Raw genomic sequence first — 24016 nt, forward strand, 5'->3', positions numbered from 1 at the left:
ACTTTTTTTCTTAAAGTCGCTTCATAATTGAGGGAGTGAGAAAAGTGGTGCAACATGCAACGATTAACACGAAAAGTATCAATTGCCGTAATTTTATAAACGGTGAATTCATTGAGACTACAGATGGAAAAGTATTTGAAAATATAAATCCTGCGACAGAAGAAGTCATTGGATGGGTAGCAGAAGCGACTAGAGAAGATGTCGATGCAGCAGTACAGTCTGCAAAAGCTGCTTTGAAAGGCACATGGGGTAAATTCACTGTTAAAGAGCGTTCTCAACTTTTACGACGTATTGGCGACCTCATTTTAGAAAATGTTGAAGAACTCGCTGCTTTAGAGGCAACCGATACAGGCAAGCCGTATCATTTAGCTTTAGAAATGGACATTAAACGTGCGGCACATAATTTCCACTTCTTTGCGGATTATGTTACTTCACTTGGGAATGAATCTTACAACCAAGACAATATGGCACTACATTATTCAGTGACACGACCAGTAGGTGTTGTGGCCATGATAAATCCTTGGAATTTACCATTACTACTTTTAACTTGGAAATTAGCCCCTTGTCTAGCGGCAGGTAGTACCGCTGTCATGAAACCGGCGGAGCTTACACCAATGACAGCTACTCGCTTGGTTGAATTGTGTCAAGAAGCGGGGGTACCAGATGGTGTTGTCAATTTAGTTCACGGTTTTGGTGGGAATTCAGCAGGTGCGTTTCTATCGGAACACCCTGATGTAGATGCTATTACATTTACGGGGGAAACCAAAACAGGTACCACTATTATGAAGGCCGCCGCCCCTACATTGAAAAAAGTCTCATTTGAATTAGGTGGCAAAAATCCAAATATTATTTTTAAAGATTCGGACCTAGATGAAGTTCTTGCGACAACGCTAAAATCGAGCTTTATGAACCAAGGGCAAGTGTGTCTCTGTGGTTCTCGTATATATGTTGAACGTGATATTTATGAAGAATTTGTAGAGAAGTTTGTAGCGCGCACAAAAGAATTAAAGATAGGGGATCCATTTGATGCAACGACAGATATCGGCTCTGTTGTAGGGAAAGAACATTATGAAAAAGTAATGGGTTACATTCAAATTGCGAGAGAAGAGGGTGGCAATATTCTTACAGGAGGTGGTCGCCCGGCTAATAGAGATAAAGGATATTATATTGAGCCGACAATTATTACAGGTTTAACGGACCAAAATCGTTGTGTACGCGAAGAAATCTTTGGCCCGGTTGTTACAGTATTGCCTTTTGATACAGAAGACGAAGTGATTGCACGTGCAAATGATACAAATTACGGCTTAGGTGCAACTATTTGGACAAATGATTTAAGACGTGCACACCGTGTTGCAGGTCAAATTGAGTCAGGAATCGTTTGGGTAAATACATGGTATTTAAGAGATCTTCGGACACCATTTGGTGGTATGAAGCACAGCGGAATCGGACGTGAAGGTGGCGCACATAGCTTTGAATTCTACTGTGAGGTCTCAAACGTAACAATTAAATTATAACATGGGGTGAAAGCATGGTAGTGAATCTAATTGAATGGTCTAGCAAATTATTAGAAGCAGAAAGAACACGCATTGGAATTGCGCCAATTACTCAATCAGCTAAAGATATTTCATTGAAAGATGCTTACTCCATTCAACTTGAAATCATAAATGAGAAGTTACTGAACGGCCATAAAATTACAGGTAAAAAAATTGGTTTGACATCATCAGCAATGCAAAATCTATTAAACGTTGATGAACCGGATTATGGGCATCTTTTATCGAATATGGAAATTACAGAAGGAAAAACCGAACGAACTAGTTATTTAAAGCCAAAAGTGGAAGGTGAAATTGCGTTTGTACTCAAGTCTCCTTTAAAAGGACCTAATGTAACTGTTGAGGAGGTACTAGGAGCAACGGATTATATTGTAGCTAGTCTTGAAATCGTGGATAGTCGCATCGCCAATTGGCAAATAAAATTGCTAGATACAATCGCAGATAATGCTTCCTCTGCAAAATATGTCCTAGGTCAAGTGAAACGCGAGGTCTTCAATATTGACTTACCAGCAATCGAAATGCAGCTTTATAAAAATGGAGAGTTTGTGAATGAAGGTAAGGGAGAAGATGTTTTAGGTAATCCGGCAAGCTGTGTCGCATGGCTTGTCAACCGTCTAGCAGATTTCAACATTGGTGTTGAAGCAGGGGAAGTTATATTATCAGGTGCTTTATCGGCAGCATTAGAAGCTGAACAGGGTGATAAGTTTACAGCAGACTTTGGTGAACTATTAGGTACAGTCGAGCTAGAGTTTGTGTAAAGGGAGGAAGCTATCGTGACAAAAATTAAAGTGGGCATTATTGGCTCAGGTAATATTGGTACGGATTTAATGATGAAAATTCAACGATCTCCGTACATAGAAATGTCAGTACTTATTGGTATTGATCCTGAATCAGATGGTTTAAGACTTGCACAAGAGGCGGGTTTTCAGACGATTTCCAATGGTATTGAAGGATTTCTAGAACAACCACATTTGGCTGATATATTATTTGATGCAACATCAGCAAAAGCACATATTGCACATGTGGCAGCTTTAAAAGGTTTAAACAAAAGATTAATAGATTTGACCCCAGCGGCTGTAGGTCCGTTTGTTGTACCAACAGTGAATTTGACAGAGCATATTGAAAAGCCTGTTGTAAATATGATTACGTGTGGTGGCCAGGCAACCATACCAATCGTCAATGCCATTAGTCGTGTACAAAGTGTTGCTTACGCTGAAATCGTTGCAACGATTGCTTCCAAAAGTGCAGGTCCAGGAACACGAGCTAACATCGATGAATTTACAGAAACAACATCAAATGCAATCAAGCTGATTGGCGGAGCAAAAAAAGGGAAGGCAATTATTATTTTAAACCCAGCAGAGCCGCCTTTACTCATGCGTGATACGGTATTATGTCTACTTGAAGAAGAAGCTAATGCTGAAGAAATTATTAAATCCGTAAAAAATATGGTCGCAAATGTCAATGAATATGTACCAGGCTATCGTTTGAAGCTAGATCCAATTGTAGATGGCAAGAAAGTTACAGTATTTATTGAAGTAGAGGGATTGGGAGATTATTTACCGATCTATGCAGGAAATTTAGATATTATGACAGCCGCTGGGTTGAAAGTGGCTGAAGAAATTGCAAAAACAATGCATTTGAAGGAGGTGGAAGTGCGATGAATAAGATCTATTTAACAGAAGTTGCACTTCGTGATGGTAGTCATGTAGTTGCCCATCAATTTTCTTCTGAGCAAGTTCGTTATGTAACTAAACAATTAAGTGATGCAGGTGTACCGTATATTGAAGTCACGCATGGAGATGGTTTAGGAGGCTCGTCACTTCAATATGGTTTTTCTAAAGAGCACGATATTCAGTTAATTAGAGCGGCAGTAGAAGTTGCTGGGGATTCTAAAATAACAGTTTTACTTATCCCTGGCATTGGCACGATACATCAATTGAAAGAGGCTTATGAAGCAGGTGCTCGAGTTGTTCGTGTCGCAACACATGTAACAGAGGCGGATGTATCAAAGCAACATATTGAAACAGCGAAAGCACTAGGTATGGAGGCATTTGGTTTTTTAATGATGTCACATTCCGCATCACCTGAAAAAGTATTAGAGCAGGCATTGTTAATGGAATCATATGGGGCTGATGCTGTGTATGTTACGGACTCAGCGGGAGCTATGCTACCGTCTGATGTACAGGATCGTATTCGTTTATTGCGTGCTAATTTAAATATTGAGATTGGTTTTCATGCGCATAATAATTTGTCCCTAGCTGTTGCCAACACACTAGTAGCGATTCAAGAAGGTGCTACGCGTATCGATGGAAGTATCTGTTGTTTAGGTGCAGGTGCAGGCAATACACAAACCGAGGTATTGGTCGCTGTATTAGATCGCATGGGTATTGAAACAGGCATAGATTTATACAAAATGCTCGATTTGGCTGAATATGTTCGTGCCAATATTTTGCCACATCCTCAAGATATTACGACAGGTAGTTTAGTAATGGGTTATGCTGGCGTATATTCGAGCTTTTTACGTCACGCAAATATAGCAGCTGAAAAAGAGGGCGTTGATGCTAGAGATATTTTAGTAGAGTTAGGCAAACTAAATGTTGTAGGTGGACAAGAAGATACAATCATTGAAGTAGCACAGAAGATCGCACAACAGAAAGTGGGGAGTGCATAGTGTCTTTATTTGAATATGCTGAGCGAGTAGCAGAAGCACAAGCAACAAAAGAGGCAATTGAAAAGATTACCGAATCAAAACCAAATCTTACAGTAGAAGAAGCATATGAAATTCAAAAAATTAGTATGGAAAAAACGATAACAGCTGACAATCGGTTTATCGGTTGGAAAATGGGTCTCACAAGCATAGCTAAACAGCAACAAGTGGGGGTGGATTCTCCTATTTATGGACGTTTAACTTCACAAATGAATCTTAGGACAAATGAAATTACAGCTTCTGAATATATTCATCCTCGTGTTGAAGCAGAGGTAGCCTTTGTTTTTAAAAAAGAGCTACAAGGTGCGGATTTAACACCTTTAGAAGTATGGGATGCGGTTGAAAACGTATTTCTAGCACTTGAAGTAATTGATAGTCGCTATAAGAACTTTTCATTTACATTACCTGATGTCATAGCTGATAATGCTTCTTCATCGAAAATTTGGCTGAGTGCACAAGCGTTTTCACCTTATGCATGTGATTGGGCTTCTACAGAAGTTTTCTTGAAACAAAATGGAGAAGAAAAATTACATGGTACAGGAGCAGCGGTGCTAGGTCATCCAATTTATTCGGTCATCGAATTATTAACGATGTTAGCAAAAGAAGGTAGAGGTATTTTAGCTGGTCAACTAGTTTTAACAGGCGGCATTACAGATGCAATTCCAGTCAAAGCTGGTGATGACATAGAAGCAGACTATGGGACACTTGGCAAACTAACATTAGTTGTGAAGTAGCGAGGACTTAGTATGCCAATTGTTCAAATTCAGTTGTTAGAAGGACGGTCTGCGGAACAAAAGAAAAAAATTATTCAGGAAGTAACAGCTACCATTGTTCAAACGGCACAAGTTCCTATTGATAGTGTACGCGTTATTTTAACAGAAGTGCCACCCATTCATTGGGGAACTGGTGGAAAGACGAAAGCGGAGCAATAACCAATGCAACATAATAAATCAAAAGTAGAGGGGATATTTTATTATGAAAAAACCGCTAAAGTTTATGCTAGTTAGTTGTTTTTTAGCACTTTTATTTATATTGGCGGCTTGTGGTAACTCGAACGCAACAAAGGAAGCAGATGCAAAGACGGACAACACATCAGCTGAGTCAGATATTCCGGAGAAGAAATTTAAGCTTGCACATATTACACCAACAGATCATATGTGGCATAAAGCAGCTGAAAAATTTAATGAAGAATTAAAGGCACGTTCAAATGGCAAGATGGAACTTGAAATCTACCCTACGAGTCAATTAGGGACTGAAGCAGATATGGTACAACAAGTAGAAGCGGGCTCATTAGACTTTGCTTTTATTACAGCCGCTTATTTAAGTGCACGTACACCTGAGATGGCCGCGTGGTTCGCACCTTACACTTTTAAAAATTTACAAGAAGCTTCTGATGCAAGTAGTACGGATATTGCACGTGAGATTTTAGGGAAAATAGAAGGAACGGGCTTAAAAGGGTTAGATTACCTATTCGCTGGTCAACGTGCGATGGTATTCAAATCAAAAGAAGTAAAAAAAGCTTCTGATTTAGCAGGTTTAAAAATGCGTGTAACACCAAGTCCCCCGCTCCAATTGTTCTATAAAGAAGCGGGAGCTGCGCCAGAAGGCTTACCATTACCAGAAGTATATTCAGCTTTACAAACAGGCGTTATTGACGGAATGGATATGGACTTAGATGCGACTATCACAAATAAATACTCTGAAGTAGCCAAATATGTAGCTGTTACAAACCACATGGTATGGCCATCAATTATCGTAACAAATGAGAAGATGTTTAATGGATTATCTGAAGATGTTCAAAAAATTATTAACGATTCCTTACAAGCAGCAATAGCTTATGCAGTTGAAACACGCTCTGGACAAGAAGAAGAATTCAAAAAGGAACTTGCCAGTCAAGGAATGACTGTTTATGAACTAGGTGCAGATGTATTTAAAGAGCAAATCCAAGCATTCGATGACGAGTACAGTGCGAAATCAGATTTGATTAAAAAGTTTATCGAAGAATTCCGTAAGTAGTTAGGGGGAATTGCTAAGTGGCGAAAATTAGTCAAGGCATTACTAAAATCGAAGAACTTCTGATGATCATTTTAATGGCTGCGCTAGCTGTCTTAATGATATTTGCTGTTATTTTTCGTTATTTTTTAAAAGATCCCATCCCTTGGTCGGGTGAAGTTTCGATTTTCTTATTAATATGGACTTCGTTTATCGGAGGAAGCTGGGGCCTGAAATATGGTACCCAGGCTTCTGTTACATTTTTATACGATGCTGTATCAGAGCGTAATAAGAGAATTTTGAGGATTATTCAGGATTGCATCATGATTGCATTCTTATTTATATTAATCTATTACTCTTACAAATGGATGATGCACCCTTCCATGTTGCTACAAAAATCTAGCTCTTTGCAATTGCCAATGTGGATTCCTTATAGTGCAGTATTTGTTGGATTAATTTTTGCAGCCATTCATCTAATTTCACATTTGATTGACACAATTAAGAATAGAGAGGGAGAAAATACATGACATATATTGTACTCGTAATTTTCTTTCTTTTACTTATAATTGGTATTCCCATCTCGATGGTGCTTGGTATTACGACAGTTATTTATTTCATATTAAATGGTCAGATGACATTATTAGATTCTACACCATTACGTATGTATTCAGGTCTTGAAAACTTTGGACTATTAGCGATTCCGTTATTCATGTTAATGGGGGAAATTATGAATGAGGGAGGTATTACAACGAGGCTTGTTCGATTTGCTCGTGTACTTATTGGGCATTTTAAGGGAGGACTGGCTTATGTTACAGTTGTCGTTAATATGTTCTTAGCATCGATTTTAGGATCGGCTAATGCCCAAGCTGCGATGATGAGTAGAGTAATGGTACCGCAAATGGAAAAGGAAGGTTACAAACGTGAATTCGCAGCGTCTATAACACTAGCATCTTCTATTATCGCACCTATTATTCCACCAAGTATGATTTTCATTATTTATGGTACGTTATCAAGTACATCTGTTGGCGCTCTATTTATGGCTGGAATTGTCCCGGGGATTATCTATGGACTTGTTTTTATTTTAGTTATTTCTTATATGGGCTATAAACAAAATTTCCCGAAAAGTGAACGTGCTTCGTGGGCAGTTATTAGAAGCAATACATTACAAGTAGTTCCAGCACTATTAATACCAATTACAATTGTTGTAGGGATTTTAACGGGTGTATTTACAGCAACAGAAGCTGCTGCTATTGCTTGTTTACTAGCGGTAATTGTAGGTTTATTTTTCTATAGAGAGTTAGATATGAAAAAGCTCCCTAAAATGCTGATTAGTACGGTGACAAATACAGCAACGGTAACGTACTTAATTATTATGGCAAATATTTTTGGATGGATGATTGCATTTGAACGGATTCCACAATTGTTAGTAGAAAGCATGTTAAGTATTACAGAAAGTCCATGGCTATTCTTATTATTAGTGAATATAACATTGTTAATAGTCGGCATGCTACTGGATGGAATTGCAGCATTAATAATTCTAGTACCTGTTATGATGCCACTCGTAATAGCATTTAATATTGACCCGGTGCATTTTGGAGTCATCATTTGTATTAACTTAACGTTAGGCTTATTAACACCGCCAGTAGGTACAGGGCTTTTCATAGTATCATCGATGGCGGATGTGAAATTTGAAACGCTAGTAAAGAATGTTTTTCCATTCATTGTTATTTCATTTATCGTGCTATTATTCCTTACATATATTCCGGACCTTGTATTATTCGTACCAAAATGGTTGGGCATGTAAGAGTATTTAGCTAAAAGTTTTCAGGCGTGTTGATTAGGGAAATATTAGGTTGTATAAACGTATGTTAATGCATTTTTTAGTTGATTGTAGTGGAGGGTGCTCGACTAATAATTGTTTGCGAATGTGCTCATTAAGAGTAAAAGGTGGTTTTGATAAATAATGCAACAGATGAAATTTATTGCAATGTGGGTCATCATTGCTCAATTTTTAACTGCCTTTGTTGGGAGAAGTATCAGCCCTTTAATGTTCTATATTAGTGTTGACTTATCATTGAATAAAGGGCAGTTAGGATTCCTTCCAACTGCCCTTTTTATTGGTCAATTTATAGCAACGTTGCTAATTGGGTATTTAGCAGATCGATTGAGTACCCGCAAAATGATGGTTTGCTTGATGATTGTTGTAGGAGCGGGCTTTTTAAGTTTTGCTTGGATAGATAATTATGGGGTTGCCTTAGTATTTGTTGTACTAGCAGGGATGGGTTATGGAGGAATGCATCCTGTCACAAACCATTTTCTTGTGAATACATTTCCGGTAAATAAAGTGTCATTACTAATGGGGTTAAAACAGATGTCTATTACACTAGGTTCAGCAGGCTCGAGTGTTGTGCTGATTCCTTTGGTAGCGTACATCGGTTGGCGCTACACATTGTCTGTTGCGGCAGTTTCATTAGTATTGTATAGCTTGATAATACCTTTTGTATTAAAGCTAAAAGAAGATTCACAAACTGATCTGGCTACTAAAATGCCTTTACGTCAGCAGTTACGCATTTTCGTTCACTCAAAATGGCTCTTTTTTACGAATAGCTCTGCATTCGTATTAATGGGTGTTCAAATTACATTTAACACGTACGTTATATTATTTTTGTATGAAGTAAAGGACTGGTCGATTTATAGTGCTGGAATATGCTTGGCTATTTCTGAAATTAGTGGGGCATGCGGGCGAGTGCTATGGTGTATTATTAGTGATAAATTTTTTAATAAAAATCGATGGGGCGTATTATTAATCATTACTATACTAAGCACAATTGGGATAACCCTTATGTACTTTATACATTCCTCTATGTTAATAGTTATATGTATAGCTATTGTAGGTTTTTCTCTTGCTGGCTTTAATGGTATATGGATGACGCTAACTGTTGAAAGTGTGGAAAAATCTATGAGTGGTTTTGCAAGTGGATTTAGTATAATGGTTGCGTCCATTGGTGTATTTTTAATTCCACCGATTTTTGGTTCGCTTGTAGAATATTGGGGTTATACGGTAGGTGGGGTGTTTTTAATTAGTCTATTTGCTTGCTGTGCAATATTGATGGTAATTGCTCTGTTTACTGTAAAGAAAGTTAACATTCAAAACGGCTAACTGACCCGCATCGGTAAAAACACCATGTCCTGTGGTATTACCGAAATGACCGACATCGGCCAGGGCGCAATTCAAAATCCGGACGTAATTATGCCAAGGCGAATTAAATAGCAATAAGAATAGATTTACCAATAATATCATACAAATAGATTAACTAAGTATCAAAATATAAAAAAATGAATATTTATTAGTAAAAATAACATTTTATGTATTTTTATGCTATAATACAATTATAAACGGACGTATGAAACTTATCTTATCTTCATTTAATAGAAGACTCCCACCTCTAAATTTGAAGAAATGAATGCGGATGTGGTTCCTTTTCAGTGGGTGTCCAAACACCTACTGAAATAGAGGAACTCAGTCTAAGAACGCCACGTCCTGTGGCAACAACTGAGTGACCAACATCACGTTGGCCCAAAGTCTCCGGCGGATGTCACGGATTGTTTATCTGCGCGAAAGCGAAGCGTCAGCGGCAATTACGCCAAGGCGAAATTGATCATGAAAGAAGTGTTTAGTTGAGTTTATATGTAGCGTATGTATTGGTAGGACTTGCGATTGCCATGCCTGTTGGGGCCATTACAGTAGAAATGACAAAGCAAGGACTAAAAAATGGCTTTATGCATGGTTGGGCTGTCGGGCTTGGTGGTATGACAATTGATATTGTATTGGTTTTTGCATTGTATATGGGACTAGCGTCCATTTTAGCAATGCCTATCATTCAAATTCCAATGTGGATTATAGGGGCTGGCTTTTTATTCCTTTTAGGGCTGGATTCTATAAAAAATGCTGATCATGGTATTACGCTTGCAGGAGAGAAAGTGACAAAATCGTTTTTTGCTTCTTATCGTAATGGTTTACTAGTTGCAATTTCGCCCGGAAATCTAGTGTTTTGGGTAAATGTTTTCGGTGTTGTACTAGCTAAATCTTATGGACAAGGAGAGTCAGCAAACTTTATAGTGATCGCTGCAGGGGTTCTGAGTGGCATATTGTTGCATGATATTGGCTTGATGACCATTGTTTCAGTTACCCGTAAAGCGATGAGTCGTAAGGTCATCAAGTCGCTTACAATGGTAGCGGGTGTATTACTAATTGGCTTTGCCGGATATTTTATTTATGAATTTATACAAGCAATTAAGATTTATATATGAAAAGTGTGATCCCGAAAGATCGCACTTTTTTTATCCTATATTACCGATCAGTAAAAGATCAAAGTCTCATTTTATGCTGAAATCTCGGCATTTTCATGGATACAAGCTAAAATTTCTTCTGCTACTTGATGTGCTAAAGAAAGTTCAGAAGTGAAGCCTACACATGAACAATTCATTTCCCCTAGAATATAGCAATCTTCACCAGCTTCGTTTGTATCAAGCATGAAATCAGCAGTCCATATAAGCGGTAAAGCATAATTGCCCAGTAAACTAGTTACGAGTGGTAGCTGTGTTAAAAAGTTGTGGACAAGCTCTTCCCAATCCTCTGGTGCATCATAGCGATATTGCGCGCCTGAGAAAAGTGTTGCACTAAATGCGTCCTCAGAATCTGCCGGTTTTTTATGTACTACGTAAACTGGTTTATCTCGTAACATAAATAAGCGGATTTCGCCTTCAGTAATACGAGGTAGGAAGCGCATATCAACTAGCATGCCATTTGTGCCTGTAATATATTGCTCACAGAATGACATGAAGTCGCTAAGTTTCCAATATTCCACATGATTATCTTTTGCTTCTGTACATTTAATCTCTGCATCAAGTGGTACTTCTGTAATTCCCTCAGCAAGAGGTTCAACCAATTTAACTCGCCATATACCTTCGCCCGTCGATCCGCGATTTTGCTTTAGGACGCGTTCAGTCATAGCAAGAGAAGTAGGGAACTGAGCTTTAAATGCTTCAATTGTATAATATGCAAATGTATCATCAGGCACTAAAGCTGTTGAGGATAGCTTTGATAATGCATCTTTAGAACCATAGCCAATCATTGCATCAGGATGAGGTATGCCGATGACACTCGCATTACATAGTTCACGCAACATATCAAAATACTCTTGTTCATGCTGTAAGTTTCCTGGATTAATACGTGATACATAAGCAATACCATGCCCTTTGACGTAATTAAAAATTTCCTCTTTTTTTGTAACATCAAAGAAAATGACTTCTGCATCCTGTCCACGTTGTTTTAGCGCATTCACCATAGGCATTGTATCTTGTCGATAGCCGTCAGGACCCTTATCTGTGCCGCCACGAACCTCGAAAAAAATAACCTTTTTATCCATAAAAATACCCCCTTGAATGATGATATTTTCAGTATAATAGACAGCTAAGGAAAAAAGATATATATAATATGTAAATTTTATGTAGAAATTCATAGTTTATATATTTTGCGTAGTAATTTATGACTAAAAATTTATGAATTATCCTAAATTGGTTATGCCTTCCACTCGGTGCTTTTTCTGAAAAACTGTGAGATATAAAATCATGCAGAGAATCAGCATTGTCCCAATAAACTGAACCCCTCCAAAGGCAATTTTTAGCCAAACGACACTTGTAATAACAGCTGTTAGAGGCTCCAGGCTACCAAGTAAACTAGTTTCTTTTGGCGATAAATAATGCAAACTTGCAATATAAAACCAAAATGCTAGCATTGTCCCGAAAATCACAATAAACAGAAAGTAAGCAAATGTCGAAAATGCCCAGTTTGACATATCAATTTGCCATGGTTGATGGAAAAGACTCATAACACTCCCGCCTATAAGCATTGACCAGCCTACAACTAACAATGAATGAAACTGCTGTAAGAGTGAGACGGCATATAACGTATAAAAAGCAGCCGAAAGACCAGATAAAATCCCCCAAAAAACTGCCATCGATGGCACAGAAAGTGTAGACAACGAGCCATTTGTTAGTAATAAAAAAGTACCAACAAGTGTCAGAGTCACAGCTATTCCATCCTGCCTTGTCAATTGACTATGCTTCGTTATTAAATAATAGGCCATAATAAAAAGAGGTGCTAAATATTGCAATAATGTCGCAACAGCAGAATTACCTATAGCAATCGACATCATATAAGTATATTGAACCGCCAACATTCCTAGTAAACTAAATAAAATTTGTCTAAAAGCATTGTGCTTTGTCCGCCACATCACAAAAATAGACTCTTTACGATGTGTAATTTTATAGGCAGAAATGAGTAATAAGCCTGCTAAAAGAAGACGACTAGAAACGAGCCAGCCAACCTCTATATTTTCCTGCTGAAAAAGCTTTTGTGCGACGGTGCCACCAATACCCCAAAAACTAGCCCCTAAAATGACAAGAATAAAACCAAGAGTACGATTTTTCTGTGCTGATTGATTCATCTTAAAACATCCCCTAAACTATCAATATAAAACAATAATAAAGAAGTTTAAGCACAAGAAATATCGATTTATAGGGTTAAAAATATCAATATATTGAGGTGAACGAAGTAGTGGCGTTAACACATATTAAAATTGCGAAGGATTTACAAGAACTGACGTTACATGGGACGAAGGAATTTCCAGTTGCACTGTATGAGACGGTTTTACGACTAGATAGTTTGGATTTTTTACCGTTACATTGGCATAAGGAAATTCAATTTGTCTATGTGAAAAGCGGTCGTGTGGAATACCGAGTAGGGGCAAATGTTTTTGTACTTGAGGAGAAAGAGGGGCTATTTGTCAATGCATCGGGTTTACATGAAGCAAAACCTTTTCAAATAGACCAGGCAATAATTTTCTGTATTAATGTGGACCCATTGCTATTAGGCGGACACAAGGACAGTATTTTTGCTACTAAATATGTACTGCCATTTATAACGAGCAATAGACTGCCCTATGTAAAGCTGTCCGGCCAATTGGCGCAAAAAGTAGAAATCGTGGCCAAATTACTACAAGAGCAAGCCGTTTTTTATGAGCTAAAGGTATGGAGAGAGCTATCAGTCATTTGGGAAACTATTTTGTCACAGTCAATGCTAACAGAAGAAATACTGGATCCAGCAATTATTGTCCAGCATGAACGAGCGAAAGATATGCTTGATTATTTACATGCTCATTATCAGGAGAAAATATCTTTAGAAAATTTAGCTGCACATGTTTTTTTAAGCCGTGCAGAATGTAGCCGCTTTTTCAAGAAAATGGTTGGCATGACACCATTCACATATTTACTACACTATCGTCTTCGCAAAAGTATGGAGCTATTACGTGATAGTGAGCAATCCATCACTACAATTGCTACAACAACAGGCTTTAGTACAGTAAGTTACTATATTGAAAAATTTAAGAAATATACAGGATACTCCCCATATGTTTATCGTAAACAATTTTTTGATAAAGGATAGTAGAGCATAATCGCACGAAGCAAGAGGATCTCCGCGGAAGAGAAGCGAATTTCCGCACTTGCAATGAATCGCTTCACCTTAATCATAAATTATGAAAAATTTTTGAAAATAACCGGAATAGACCACGCTGTTTATCACTGGACATATTGACAATAATAACCATATATAATAAAGTAAAGTTAATAGTAAAGATGCCTTTACTATTAACTTTACTTAAAGGATTGAATTAGTTATGACAAAGGATGAAGAACTTATCTATAAGCTTGTGGAGGAAATAAATGAAGCTATTTATTCGATGGATAGCCATTTTATAAAGTTACATCAAAATTTATTAAGTGATGAATTATCCCCTAAACAAATAATTCTATTAGACTTTATTAAAAAAAATAGCCAAGTGACGATTGGACAGATTGCAAGTTATATGAATATAACTTCAAGTGCTGTCGGACAGTTAGTTAGTAAACTTGAAGAGCAGCAATATGTAACTCGGAGCATTAATCCTGAAAACCGACGTGAAATATTTGTAAATCTTGATACTTCAGGCATTAAGTATTTTGAACGAGAGGAAGAAATAAAACGATTTATTATCTTAAGATATTATTCGAAGCTTGAGCACAGTGAGATCGTGCAATTAAAAGAAATTGTTCAGAAGCTCAATCAAATTGTATTAAAGGAAGGAATTATACATGAAATAAATGATATTCATTTGAAAAAGGGGGAGATTTAACATGGTTGCATTAAAGAAAAAGCAAAATAGATGGCTAGCATTTTTGTTAGTCGTACTTGCTAGCAATTACACGCTTTATAACACTGGTTTCGGTTTATCTATTTTACCTTCTGAAACAAATGGAGTTGTTATTGGCTCATTACTTGATTTTGTTCTTGTTATGCCTGTTTTATTTCTGCTGTATAAAGGAAAGTTTTCTATAAAACAAGCGATTATTTTAGCAGCGGCTGGTTGTATTGCAGCTCGTTTTATTATTCCAGTAGAACATCTGCAGCCATTTGTTGCAGTGACTTGGACTGGGTTTGCGATTGAAGGTACGCTTATATTATTTGAAATTTTACTAGTTGCAACGCTTGTTCGTTATATGCCGAGAATTCTAGTGGATGTACGATCAACTACTTTACCCGATTTGTTCTCATTTCCAAAAGCAGTTGAAAAACATGCGCCGAAGCATCCTATTATCCAAGTGTTTTGCGCAGATTTTGTAGTATTTTACTACGCTTTTGCAAGCTGGAAGAGGAAAGAGCAACCTGGGTTAACCTTGCATAAAAATTCGAGCTATATTGCCTTTATCATCATGCTTATCCATGGAATCGCCATTGAAACAATAGGGATTCATTGGTGGCTACATGAAAAATCACTTGTTCTTTCTATTCTATTGCTTATTTTAAATGTATACTCTGTACTATTTTTTGTAGCGGATATGCAGGCTATTCGTTTAAATCCTGTCCATGTAACATCTGATAAATTGTATTTGTCTTTAGGATTGATGAAACGAGCGGAAGTTCGCTTTGAGCAGATTGAAGAGCTTATTGAGGATAAGGAACAATTGGAAAGAAAATTATCCAAGGATACAATTGATTTTATAGCACGTGATTTTGAAGTGGCATATCCACAGTTTATTTTAAAAATGAAGGAGCCAGTGGAAGTGACTTTCATGTTTGGGTTTAAAAAACGTTATAACAATATAGCCATTAAAGCCGACCAAACACAGGAATTTAGAAAAATGCTTCTACTAGGAATGGAAGATAATAAATAATATACAACAGGTGCTAGCAAACTAAGCTGGCACCTGTTTAATTTTTAAGTTGATTTCCGTTCCGACAGACGCTCCCAGGAATGCGCACATTGGGAACGGAAATCAACCCACGTTATGGTGAGGAGCCTTATTTTACAAGAGTAAAAATAACTAAGATAATAAGGACACACAACAATGGGAGATTTACAAATCCCTTTAGCAGCCGACTGTTAGCAGCCTGAATTTGTTCATTGGCTACTTGAAAGATTGACCAAATTTTATGCTCGAAAATTTGTTGGATCACCGATTGCATCATAGAGCGTAAAGTAAAATAAAGAATTCCAAGTATGATAAGTTTCGCCCACGATGGCACAATAATAGTTAGCCCGATACCCATTGATAAAAAACGCAGATAGCCGAAGAGATACTGTTTTTGGCGAAGCATCGTTTTACATACTATTTCCTCTATATAATAATCGGAACGTCGAAACATGCGCTTTGAATTTTTCCATAGTAGGCGAGGCTTTTTTAATTTCGGTACTAACTGACTTCGAAGCTCAGGAGCAATCTGGAATAAAAGACTTTGCCATTTATAAAAAGCTGCTTGATCGAGCTCCACCTGTTGATCAAAATATTTAGAACTATAAACAAAATGTCTATTATAATAGCTTGTGCAATAAACAAGAAGTATTAGATAAATAAGTGCAGTGATAATAACTGGCACATATAAAAAGCAAACTGTACCGAGAATGCACATAATAACTTTACTTAATAGCTGCTGCCATTAATGATGTTTTAATTGTAGAAGCACGTTAGTAAAATTAGTTGTCAATAGTAGCAGAAGTAAAATAAGTAATTCTAATATCGTTACATGATGAACGATTATTAAAATGGGCGCTAATAGAGCAAGGACAGAACCTAGTAAAATTAGGTGCTTACTTAACGTCCAATAAAGACCAGCTCGTTTTAACTGTATTATTTGTTTTCGGTTTTGGATTAAAAAAAGACGATCGGCTTGGTGCAAATAAGTACGAATAGTTTCAATACGTGTAATAAGAAATAACAGTACAATAAAGAAAATTAGCGGAATATGTATGACCCATGATGTACTTATGTTTAAGATAAAGTCTTTATAAAGGAAAAAGCCAATGACTAGAGCTGGCACAACAACATATAAGGAGACTGTCCAATCAATAATGCTTGCCAATAGCTTAAAATTGTGGGAGCGCTCTAATTTTCTTCGTTGCTGCAATATGTTAGTCATGGTGGTTTTCCTCAAGTAGTGTGTCGAAAATATCAAGAAGAGATGCTTTGTCCTGCTTCACAGCTATACGTAATGATGCGAGTGTACCTTGCTGTAAAATTCGCCCATGATCAATCAAGATGAAACGATCACATATTTTTTCTGCCGTATCGAGTGCATGTGTACTCATTAAAATGGCAGCACCTTGCGCTTTTAATTCTTCTAAAATCGTTAAGAGCTTGCGCATTGCCTGCGGATCTAGGCCCATAAATGGTTCATCTAATATATAGGTAGAATGCTTGTCGAGAAATGCTAAAATAAGCATCACTTTTTGTTGCATACCTTTGGAAAACGTTGTGGGATAATCGTGTAGCTTATGGTCCAAATGAAAAATTTTCAGTAGTTCATTTGCACGATTTGTTAAAGAATTCTCTTTACCAGCGACACGCAAATAGAAATCTATATGCTCCCATAATGTAAAATACTCATACAAAATGGGTCTTTCTGGTACGTAGCCGTAAGTTCCTATTGTCACTTGACCATCCACTATTGGTAGCACACCCATCATTGCTTGTAACGTTGTACTTTTGCCGGCCCCATTTGAACCGATTAATCCAACGAGCTCACCACTGTTTACTTGAAATTGAATGTTTGAAATAATGGCTTCGTTTTCAACATAGCCCCTTTATGTATGTTAATATCCATTGTCATTAACTTCCTCTCCTTATTTTATTTACGAGCGGAAGAGGAAAATGTTTCAAATTTTGAGACTTTCAGAAGAATATCGTTTAGAAGATGAGTTTACTGATAGAGGAATGAGGGAATTTAATAATATTCAAAGGATCGTCTTTGCAACTGCCCACCTACTTAATCTAGGTGAGCAATTGCATTTAATATATCTTCACTTACTGCATCCCAAAATTGTTGCTGTACAGAATCGCAATACACATATAGCTCTTTATTTTGGACGTGCTCATATAGCTCAGATATCGCTTCTTTATGAAAACGAAGTCGATGATTTAATGCTTCTCGTTCTTCCTCAATACAAAACGATTTATACATATCTGCGAGACGTTCAAACTTTGCTAATTTTTGTTTCGTTCCCTCGTATTGTGTTTGGTGAAATCGACCTACTGCTGTAGACATAGAGATCTTTGCTCGATGCTCGGTATTTAACGTTCGCAACTCTTCCTGACGAATAGCCACACGATACCAAAATTCATAGCGAATAGGTAAGTCTTTTAGCTCGTATGTGAGCAAGGATTTTAAAATAAAACTAACATGCTCATAAGAATCTATAGTCTTTTCTGATTCTTTAAAAATACCAAACATACAGCCACCCCCGTTTAGATTAATACTACGAACGAAGAGTAAAACCCTTTTAATTCCCCGTAATATTCAGAAAAGTAATAAAGCAATAAAATTCTCTGGATATTAATAGAAATATAGCTGAAATACAAGCTTTAAAGTTGATAAAAGGTTAGTGTGTTTATAAAAAAATAAATCTTGCTACATTTACTAATGTAACAAGATTTTAAAAGTTGAATTATAAAATTAAATTTAATTTAATTTATATTTTGAGGTTTAGTTTTTTTAATTATTCCCACTAATAACAAAATCCATAGTAAACTATTTCCAACAGAATGAGTTACAAAAGAAGCCCATGTTGAATTAGTAAATTGGGCGATCCATGGAGCAATAAGCATGCTAGGAAGCATATTGATAAAATGCCACTTCAAACAAGCATGAACAACCCAAGCCCAAAGTAATCCATTTATTACCCAAGCCCAATTCCCGAAAATCTCTTGTTGGATAGGAAGGAGAAAACCTCGCCACATTATTTCCTCACTTAGCATAGCAAAAAGGTGTAACGGAATAAAAATGGTTATCATTTTCCAATTACCATAAAGCGTAACACCGAAAAATTCTGTTGGAGGTAATTCCATCCTTTTTAATGGATTAAATGGAGCTGGAAGATAACTTGGTGGGGCAAGCATTGGAAGTCTCGCAAAAAACTTACCTAAAGGTTCAAGAAATAGGTCAGCGAATATTGTAACAACAATTGCTCCCACAACCCAATACCAATCGTTTTCTGTTAAAGGATTGAAACGAAATCTTTCCAAAATATTTTGCCATGTCCAAGTATTTCCCTCTAAATGATACAGTAGTAATGATACTGGAAATAAACTCATTACAGGAAACCATAGAAAGAACCAAAAAGCATACATTAATGGGACACCTTTTTTAATTAATAGTGGTGTTCCATAGTAAACACCATAGTATACTAACGAACCTGTTATGCCGAAAATGAGTAACTGCACCAGATAGGACATTAGAAAACCCCTTCTATATAATGGATATACTTACAAATAATATATAAACATAAATTATTATATTTTTCTATATATTTTTGTCATAGTTACATCTAATCTGCACTAAAGTTTCATAGGGCTCTACGTTAGAATAGCCTTCTAATTAATAAAAATGGACAAAGATGATTATTAACATACCTGTGAAAATATACATTAACCAGCACTAGATTTTGCCACATGGTAAAAATCTAGTGTTTTTTATTGATGAAAAAAACGTATAAGTTATCACAAAATTCTCTATCTTTCGCATAGAAAGGGGCTGTTTTTGAAGAAATATGGAAATAGCATTTACAAAATAAAATTAAATGTGTTAACTTAAAAAATATAAAAAGTTGACTTAAAAAGAGGGGGAGGTTAACGATGCAACATTTTTGGGTTGTTGGAACGGATACAGATGTCGGTAAAACAGTTATCACTACATTACTGATGCGACAGTTACAAAAACATGATTTACAAGTCACGCCTTATAAGCCCGTGCAAACTGGCGAAATTAATGACAATGGGCATTGCTATTACTACGATACAGCAATGTATGAAAAGTATTCATTACAAAGACTAAAGCAAGAAAATTTAAATGGCTATTCGTTTAAGGAAGCCGCATCACCACATTTTGCTGCACAACTGGAGGGTCAGCAAATAAATGTGGAGCATTTATTACAGCAAATGCAGTTGTTACAGCAAACATACGATGTCGTGATTTGTGAAGGAGCAGGAGGGCTGTTTGTCCCTTTAGATACATATGGAGAAAATACGCTTCTTGATGTCATCGTTAAAAGTAAGCTTCCAGTCGTTCTTGTCACACGAACAACACTAGGAACGATTAACCATACATTGCTTACACTTGAGGCATTACATGTTCGTAATGTTGAGGTTCTTGGCATTGTATTTAATAGAGATACAGGTAGTCAGATGGAACGAGATAATGTGAAAATGATTCTACAATATCATGATTTGCCATATGCGACGATCCCAAAGCATCAGGATATTTCACATATTATTGACTATTCCATTTCACACACATCTTTGTTTGAAAGGTTGTTCAAATATGAAACAAGCATTAACTGAATTGCAGAAGAGAGATTTACAGCATGTTTGGCATCCTTGCTCACAAATGAAGGACTATGAGCAATTTCCGCCTGTTGTTATTAAAAAAGGACAAGGTGTATGGCTTTATGATGAGAATAATAATCGCTATTTAGACGCTGTATCTTCCTGGTGGGTCAATTTATTTGGACATGCGAATCCGCGTATAAGTCAAGCATTAAACGATCAAGCGTTTACATTAGAGCATACGATCTTTGCGAATTTTTCACATGAACCTGCCATTAAGGTGGCAGAAAAATTAGTCGCCTTAACACCAGACAGTTTAAATAAAGTGTTTTTTGCAGATAACGGCTCGTCAGCAATAGAAGTAGCGTTAAAAATGAGTTTTCAATATCATATGCAGACGGGAAAAACAACGAAAAAGCGATTTTTAGCTTTAACGGATGCTTATCACGGTGAAACACTTGGTGCCTTATCTGTTGGCGGAGTAGGGCTGTATAACGAAGTGTATCAACCACTTTTATTGGATACCGTACGTGCGCAAGGACCAGATTGCTTCCGATGTCCTTTTCAAGAGAAGTCTGAAAGCTGTCAAGCTCAATGTATTCAATTTGTTGAAGAGGAGCTTAGTCAGCACCATGAAGAAATTACAGCTGTTATTATTGAGCCACTCATTCAAGCAGCAGCTGGCATGAAAATGTACCCTCCAATCTATTTGAAGCGATTACGAGAGCTTTGTACAAAATACGATGTTCATTTTATCGCAGATGAAATTGCAGTAGGGTTTGGACGTACAGGTACATTATTTGCCTGTGAGCAAGCGGGTATTGCTCCAGACTTTATGTGCTTGTCAAAAGGTTTAACGGGTGGTTATTTACCACTATCCGCAGTTTTAACGACTGATGATGTATACAACGCTTTTTATGATGATTACGGTACAATGAAAGCGTTTTTACACTCCCATAGCTATTCTGGAAATACATTGGCTTGTCGTGTAGCTCTAGAAGTTTTGACCATGTTTGAAGAGGAGCATGTGATTGACATGATTCAAAACAAAGGTGAACGTATGCGAAAGCTAGCTATGGAGGCATTTGAAAAGTTGCCGTTTGTTGGTGAATATCGACAGGTAGGACTAGTTGGCGCAATTGAGTTAGTCGCCAATCGTGAAACAAAGGAGCCGCTACCGAGTGAGGAACGTATCGGCTATCAAATCTATAAACGTGCCTTAGCAAAAGGCTTACTGATTCGCCCTCTCGGCAATATATTATATTTCATGCCTCCTTACATCATATCTGATGATGAAATGCGTTTTATGATTGATACAACAAAAGAGACAGTCATGCAATTTTTTGAGGAGAGGGAGGGAATAAGTTGTTCAAACGACAATCAACACTGTCACTTGTGATGATTGCGATGTTTGCCGCTTTAACCGCAATCGGTGCATTTATTAAAATACCGCTACCAATAGTGCCATTTACATTACAAATTGTTTTTGTATTTTTAGCAGGCTGTTTACTTGGCAGTCGCAATGGATTGCAAAGTCAGCTCGTCTATATAGGCGTTGGTTTAGTTGGTTTGCCAGTTTTTACACAAGGTGGTGGTATCACCTATGTATTGCAACCAACATTTGGCTTTCTTATCGGTTTTGCACTGTCCGCTTTCGTAATTGGATTCATGATTGAAAGAGTGGATACTCCAACGAGAAAACATTTTATCGGTGCAAATATTGTTGGGCTTATTATTATTTATGCGGTGGCAGTTCCATATTTATATGTGTCTTTGAATTTCTGGTTACATATGAAAACGAGCTGGTCGCATATTTTCGTAGTTGGCTTTTTAAATAGTATTGTTGCAGATTGTTGCTTAGCGATTGCTTCTGCATTTTTGGCCGAGCGACTTTACAAAGTATTTAATTCAGCAAGAACATTAAAAATTATCCAAGTTGAGAGGGAGAATGTTTAAATGAATTGGTTACAGTTAGCAGAGGAAGTTATTGCAGGGAAGATCATTAGCAATGAGGAGGCTCTTGCCATTTTAAATAGTGATGATGATGAACTATTGAAGTTGATGGACGGAGCCTTTGCTATTCGTAAGCATTACTATGGGAAAAAAGTGAAATTAAATATGATTATGAATGCTAAAAGTGGTTATTGCCCAGAGGATTGTGGCTATTGTTCACAGTCATCTAAATCAACAGCACCGATTGAAAAATATCCATTCATTACGAAAGAGGAAATTTTAGCGGGGGCAAAACGAGCATTTGACAATAAAATTGGCACGTATTGCATCGTGGCAAGTGGTCGTGGGCCAACTCGAAAGGATGTCAATGTAGTAAGTGAAGCTGTTACAGAAATTAAAGAGAAGTATGGCTTAAAAGTATGTGCTTGTCTTGGCTTATTAAAAGAAGAACAGGCACAGCAATTAAAAGAAGCGGGGGTGGATCGTTACAACCATAACTTAAATACATCAGAACGACATCACTCCTATATTACTACGTCCCATACGTATGAAGATCGTGTGAATACGGTTGAAATTGCGAAGAAACATGGAATATCACCTTGCTCAGGTGCCATCATTGGTATGAAGGAAACAAAAGAGGATGTCGTAAATATTGCGCGTGCACTTCATCAATTAGATGCGGATTCCATTCCGGTTAACTTCTTGAATGCGATTGATGGCACGAAACTAGAAGGGACGAAGGAATTAAATCCACGCTATTGTTTAAAGGTTTTAGCGTTGTTCCGTTATATTAACCCGACAAAGGAAATTCGTATTTCTGGTGGTCGTGAAGTCAATCTTGGGTCGCTTCAGCCACTAGGCTTATATGCAGCAAACAGTATCTTTGTTGGGGATTATTTAACAACTGAAGGACAAGAAGCAAACAGTGATTATCGTATGCTTGAGGATTTAGGCTTTGAAATTGAATTATCAGAGAAGCAAGAAGCAGCATTCTGCTAAATAAAAACTTATCCCGCATTAACGGGCAGTACAGAACTGCCCGTAAAAGCCCGATTGGTGAAGACTAATATTCAGTGGGGATAAAGAAACCCCACTGATTAAAGTTTCACTTTATGAAATAAAATCTACTACTACTTAATTATCATTGAATTGGAAAGCCGTATGTGCGTCGTGGGAAAGGCGTATATACGGCTTTTTCTGTTGGAAGGATAAAATCGTAGAAATGCTCAATTAGGGTTACCAAGAAAACGGCTCAGATCCGTCGAAAACCCAAGATTGGCTTATTAGAGATAAAAAGTGATGGATGCTAAAACGAAAAGAACTGTTTTTATGCCTTTAAAAATCTGGTTTTCACAAATTGTTCAATGAAAGCGTTTTGAAATTGAACAGTTTGTGAAGAGATTCACATAATGCTTTATTTTTAAAAAAATCGGCGTAAAATAAGAATCAAGTAAGGAATTGTTATAAAACAGTTTGAATAAAGTATCACGATTTTCGGTGGTTGTTATATTACAAAAACAAATTGGAAGGGAGAATTTAATTATGTGGGTTATTACAGTATTTGATAAAAAGGATGTTCGAATTTTTGAGTATACAAACAAAAATGAGGCAACACAAGCTTTAGCTAAATTCAAGAAAAATGCAGTTTTAACGTATACAAAATAATTTCAGATTTGAGCGATGCAACCCTTTTCGACGCTATAGTGCACGAAGAGGGTTGCTTTTTACTTTGTGCTGTATATCTTGCATCTATTTTTCAAACTAAATCGATAAACGGGAAAACCGTATAAGCACATAATAAAAATGAAGTGACCCCTAAAAGTTAGACACGGTTATTTCATTAGGCAGCTCGGGTAAAATGAGTTCGGTATTGCACCGGACTCATTTTTAATTTTGC

The 24016-nt window shown here is 37.0% G+C and carries 24 protein-coding genes and 1 pseudogene; 19 read left to right on the plus strand and 6 right to left on the minus strand.

Going from position 1 to position 24016, the window contains the following annotated elements; all coding sequences use genetic code 11:
- The first annotated feature begins 47 nt into the window (after window positions 1–47).
- The 11 genes from ACIQLB_RS15570 (at window position 48) to ACIQLB_RS15620 (ending at window position 10560) form a co-directional block, all read left to right on the plus strand.
- Complete coding sequence (locus ACIQLB_RS15570; RefSeq protein ID WP_400727514.1) at window positions 48–1514, plus strand: aldehyde dehydrogenase; 1467 nt, start codon at window positions 48–50, stop codon at window positions 1512–1514.
- A 14-nt stretch (window positions 1515–1528) separates the two neighbouring features.
- Complete coding sequence (locus ACIQLB_RS15575) at window positions 1529–2308, plus strand: 2-keto-4-pentenoate hydratase (RefSeq protein WP_400727445.1); 780 nt, start codon at window positions 1529–1531, stop codon at window positions 2306–2308.
- A gap of 15 nt (window positions 2309–2323) precedes the next feature.
- A complete protein-coding gene (locus tag ACIQLB_RS15580; RefSeq protein ID WP_400727448.1) occupies window positions 2324–3211 on the plus strand; it encodes an acetaldehyde dehydrogenase (acetylating) in 888 nt (295 codons plus the stop codon).
- Window positions 3208–4221 (plus strand): 4-hydroxy-2-oxovalerate aldolase, encoded by a 1014-nt coding sequence (gene dmpG, locus ACIQLB_RS15585; RefSeq protein WP_400727451.1) that lies wholly within the window; start codon window positions 3208–3210, stop codon window positions 4219–4221. The genes ACIQLB_RS15580 and dmpG overlap by 4 nt, the downstream gene beginning before the upstream one ends.
- Window positions 4221–4991 (plus strand): 2-keto-4-pentenoate hydratase, encoded by a 771-nt coding sequence (locus ACIQLB_RS15590; protein WP_400727454.1) that lies wholly within the window; start codon window positions 4221–4223, stop codon window positions 4989–4991. The genes dmpG and ACIQLB_RS15590 overlap by 1 nt, the downstream gene beginning before the upstream one ends.
- A 12-nt stretch (window positions 4992–5003) precedes the next feature.
- Complete coding sequence (locus ACIQLB_RS15595) at window positions 5004–5189, plus strand: 2-hydroxymuconate tautomerase (RefSeq protein ID WP_400727457.1); 186 nt, start codon at window positions 5004–5006, stop codon at window positions 5187–5189.
- A gap of 43 nt (window positions 5190–5232) precedes the next feature.
- Window positions 5233–6273 carry a TRAP transporter substrate-binding protein gene (locus ACIQLB_RS15600; protein WP_400727460.1) on the plus strand — a complete coding sequence of 347 codons (1041 nt, stop codon included), beginning with the start codon at window positions 5233–5235 and terminating at the stop codon, window positions 6271–6273.
- 17 nt (window positions 6274–6290) lie between these two features.
- On the plus strand, window positions 6291–6776 hold the full coding sequence (locus tag ACIQLB_RS15605; protein WP_400727463.1) for a TRAP transporter small permease: 486 nt from the start codon (window positions 6291–6293) through the stop codon (window positions 6774–6776).
- Window positions 6773–8053 carry a TRAP transporter large permease gene (locus ACIQLB_RS15610; protein WP_400727466.1) on the plus strand — a complete coding sequence of 427 codons (1281 nt, stop codon included), beginning with the start codon at window positions 6773–6775 and terminating at the stop codon, window positions 8051–8053. The genes ACIQLB_RS15605 and ACIQLB_RS15610 overlap by 4 nt, the downstream gene beginning before the upstream one ends.
- A 159-nt stretch (window positions 8054–8212) precedes the next feature.
- Complete coding sequence (locus ACIQLB_RS15615; RefSeq protein ID WP_400727469.1) at window positions 8213–9409, plus strand: MFS transporter; 1197 nt, start codon at window positions 8213–8215, stop codon at window positions 9407–9409.
- Window positions 9410–9927: 518 nt separating this feature from the next.
- A complete protein-coding gene (locus ACIQLB_RS15620) occupies window positions 9928–10560 on the plus strand; it encodes a LysE family transporter (RefSeq protein ID WP_400727473.1) in 633 nt (210 codons plus the stop codon).
- Window positions 10561–10631: 71 nt separating this feature from the next.
- On the opposite strand, the gene ACIQLB_RS15625 is transcribed toward ACIQLB_RS15620, so the two are convergent.
- Entirely contained in the window at window positions 10632–11678 is a 1047-nt protein-coding gene (locus tag ACIQLB_RS15625) for a Cj0069 family protein (RefSeq protein WP_400727476.1), read from the minus strand.
- Window positions 11679–11816: 138 nt separating this feature from the next.
- Window positions 11817–12758, minus strand: coding sequence for a DMT family transporter (locus ACIQLB_RS15630; protein ID WP_400727479.1), 942 nt, complete (start codon window positions 12756–12758; stop codon window positions 11817–11819).
- Between the two features lie 110 nt (window positions 12759–12868).
- Here ACIQLB_RS15630 and ACIQLB_RS15635 point away from each other — a divergent pair, with 110 nt between their 5' ends.
- The 3 genes from ACIQLB_RS15635 (at window position 12869) to ACIQLB_RS15645 (ending at window position 15522) form a co-directional block, all read left to right on the plus strand.
- The gene (locus tag ACIQLB_RS15635; protein WP_400727482.1) at window positions 12869–13756 is read left to right on the plus strand and encodes an AraC family transcriptional regulator; all 888 of its coding nucleotides are present in this window, start codon (window positions 12869–12871) and stop codon (window positions 13754–13756) included.
- Window positions 13757–13988: 232 nt separating this feature from the next.
- Entirely contained in the window at window positions 13989–14483 is a 495-nt protein-coding gene (locus tag ACIQLB_RS15640) for a MarR family winged helix-turn-helix transcriptional regulator (protein WP_400727485.1), read from the plus strand.
- Window position 14484: 1 nt separating this feature from the next.
- A complete protein-coding gene (locus ACIQLB_RS15645) occupies window positions 14485–15522 on the plus strand; it encodes a beta-carotene 15,15'-monooxygenase (protein ID WP_400727488.1) in 1038 nt (345 codons plus the stop codon).
- 127 nt (window positions 15523–15649) lie between these two features.
- Here ACIQLB_RS15645 and ACIQLB_RS15650 read toward each other — a convergent pair.
- The 4 genes and pseudogenes from ACIQLB_RS15650 to ACIQLB_RS15665 form a co-directional block, all read right to left on the minus strand.
- A pseudogene (locus ACIQLB_RS15650) lies at window positions 15650–16765 on the minus strand (ABC transporter permease).
- Complete coding sequence (locus tag ACIQLB_RS15655; RefSeq protein ID WP_400727516.1) at window positions 16758–17405, minus strand: ABC transporter ATP-binding protein; 648 nt, start codon at window positions 17403–17405, stop codon at window positions 16758–16760. The pseudogene ACIQLB_RS15650 and the gene ACIQLB_RS15655 overlap by 8 nt, the downstream one beginning before the upstream one ends.
- Window positions 17406–17611: 206 nt before the next feature.
- A complete protein-coding gene (locus ACIQLB_RS15660) occupies window positions 17612–18076 on the minus strand; it encodes a hypothetical protein (protein WP_400727491.1) in 465 nt (154 codons plus the stop codon).
- Between the two features lie 233 nt (window positions 18077–18309).
- On the minus strand, window positions 18310–18972 hold the full coding sequence (locus ACIQLB_RS15665; RefSeq protein WP_400727494.1) for a CPBP family glutamic-type intramembrane protease: 663 nt from the start codon (window positions 18970–18972) through the stop codon (window positions 18310–18312).
- Between the two features lie 504 nt (window positions 18973–19476).
- Here ACIQLB_RS15665 and bioD point away from each other — a divergent pair.
- The 5 genes from bioD (at window position 19477) to ACIQLB_RS15690 (ending at window position 23784) form a co-directional block, all read left to right on the plus strand.
- Window positions 19477–20181 (plus strand): dethiobiotin synthase, encoded by a 705-nt coding sequence (bioD, locus tag ACIQLB_RS15670; protein WP_400727497.1) that lies wholly within the window; start codon window positions 19477–19479, stop codon window positions 20179–20181.
- Window positions 20162–21565 carry an adenosylmethionine--8-amino-7-oxononanoate transaminase gene (gene bioA / locus ACIQLB_RS15675; RefSeq protein ID WP_400727500.1) on the plus strand — a complete coding sequence of 468 codons (1404 nt, stop codon included), beginning with the start codon at window positions 20162–20164 and terminating at the stop codon, window positions 21563–21565. Before bioD ends, bioA begins: the two co-directional genes overlap by 20 nt.
- Window positions 21532–22122, plus strand: coding sequence for a biotin transporter BioY (locus tag ACIQLB_RS15680; protein WP_400727503.1), 591 nt, complete (start codon window positions 21532–21534; stop codon window positions 22120–22122). Before bioA ends, ACIQLB_RS15680 begins: the two co-directional genes overlap by 34 nt.
- The gene (gene bioB, locus ACIQLB_RS15685) at window positions 22123–23118 is read left to right on the plus strand and encodes a biotin synthase BioB (RefSeq protein ID WP_400727505.1); all 996 of its coding nucleotides are present in this window, start codon (window positions 22123–22125) and stop codon (window positions 23116–23118) included. It begins immediately after the preceding gene.
- Between the two features lie 543 nt (window positions 23119–23661).
- Window positions 23662–23784 carry a hypothetical protein gene (locus tag ACIQLB_RS15690; protein ID WP_277815945.1) on the plus strand — a complete coding sequence of 41 codons (123 nt, stop codon included), beginning with the start codon at window positions 23662–23664 and terminating at the stop codon, window positions 23782–23784.
- The last annotated feature ends 232 nt before the right edge of the window (window positions 23785–24016 follow it).

The sequence above is a fragment of the Lysinibacillus sp. NPDC092081 genome (genome assembly GCF_044755845.1).
GTDB lineage: Bacteria > Bacillota > Bacilli > Bacillales_A > Planococcaceae > Lysinibacillus.

Coding starts and splice junctions, on each gene's coding strand:
- ACIQLB_RS15575 (WP_400727445.1), top strand. CDS start 1,529: ATGGTAGTGAATCTAATTGAATGGTCTAGCAAATTATTAGAAGCAGAA.
- dmpG (WP_400727451.1), top strand. CDS start 3,208: ATGAATAAGATCTATTTAACAGAAGTTGCACTTCGTGATGGTAGTCAT.
- ACIQLB_RS15595 (WP_400727457.1), top strand. CDS start 5,004: ATGCCAATTGTTCAAATTCAGTTGTTAGAAGGACGGTCTGCGGAACAA.
- ACIQLB_RS15600 (WP_400727460.1), top strand. CDS start 5,233: ATGAAAAAACCGCTAAAGTTTATGCTAGTTAGTTGTTTTTTAGCACTT.
- ACIQLB_RS15610 (WP_400727466.1), top strand. CDS start 6,773: ATGACATATATTGTACTCGTAATTTTCTTTCTTTTACTTATAATTGGT.
- ACIQLB_RS15615 (WP_400727469.1), top strand. CDS start 8,213: ATGCAACAGATGAAATTTATTGCAATGTGGGTCATCATTGCTCAATTT.
- ACIQLB_RS15625 (WP_400727476.1), bottom strand. CDS start 11,678: ATGGATAAAAAGGTTATTTTTTTCGAGGTTCGTGGCGGCACAGATAAG.
- ACIQLB_RS15630 (WP_400727479.1), bottom strand. CDS start 12,758: ATGAATCAATCAGCACAGAAAAATCGTACTCTTGGTTTTATTCTTGTC.
- ACIQLB_RS15640 (WP_400727485.1), top strand. CDS start 13,989: ATGACAAAGGATGAAGAACTTATCTATAAGCTTGTGGAGGAAATAAAT.
- ACIQLB_RS15645 (WP_400727488.1), top strand. CDS start 14,485: ATGGTTGCATTAAAGAAAAAGCAAAATAGATGGCTAGCATTTTTGTTA.
- ACIQLB_RS15660 (WP_400727491.1), bottom strand. CDS start 18,076: ATGTTTGGTATTTTTAAAGAATCAGAAAAGACTATAGATTCTTATGAG.
- ACIQLB_RS15665 (WP_400727494.1), bottom strand. CDS start 18,972: ATGTATGCTTTTTGGTTCTTTCTATGGTTTCCTGTAATGAGTTTATTT.
- bioD (WP_400727497.1), top strand. CDS start 19,477: ATGCAACATTTTTGGGTTGTTGGAACGGATACAGATGTCGGTAAAACA.
- bioA (WP_400727500.1), top strand. CDS start 20,162: ATGAAACAAGCATTAACTGAATTGCAGAAGAGAGATTTACAGCATGTT.
- bioB (WP_400727505.1), top strand. CDS start 22,123: ATGAATTGGTTACAGTTAGCAGAGGAAGTTATTGCAGGGAAGATCATT.
- ACIQLB_RS15690 (WP_277815945.1), top strand. CDS start 23,662: ATGTGGGTTATTACAGTATTTGATAAAAAGGATGTTCGAATTTTTGAG.